We start from the raw sequence: 438 nt of genomic DNA on the forward strand, positions 1-438 counted from the left end.
TGTTGATTTGACCGTCAAGCTCAGCGCTGTTGATGTAACCATCGTTGTTGGCATCTTCAGTGATTTCAACCGTTGGCGCTGCTGGCGCTGGCGCCTCAACGTAATCCAAGGTGGCTGCATCACTGCCAGTGGCGCTGTTGCCTGCCACGTCAGTGACCGTGGCGGTGACCACTACGTCAGTGCCGCTTGGCGGCGTGTCCATGGTGACGGCCAGGCCGTTATCGAGCATATCTTGGGTAATGACGCCAGTGAACAGCACGTTACCCGCTTGGTCGGTGACCACTAAGGTGTCGCCCACCGCAGTGCCTGCCCCTAAGGTGACGCTGATGTCAATTTGACCTTCAAGCTCGGTGTCGTTGATGGTGCCATCGTTGTTGATGTCTTCATCGATAACCACGGTTGGGCTCGCTGGTGCGCCCGTGCCGGTGCCGTAATCCA

1 pseudogene is annotated in these 438 nt (G+C 57.8%); it reads right to left on the reverse strand.

The features are described from left to right. A pseudogene (locus tag K0625_RS24345) lies at nt 1-438 on the reverse strand (hypothetical protein); the annotation flags it as partial.

Origin of the sequence: Shewanella nanhaiensis (assembly GCF_019457885.1) — a bacterium.
In the GTDB taxonomy this organism is placed as follows: Bacteria; Pseudomonadota; Gammaproteobacteria; order Enterobacterales; family Shewanellaceae; genus Shewanella; species Shewanella nanhaiensis.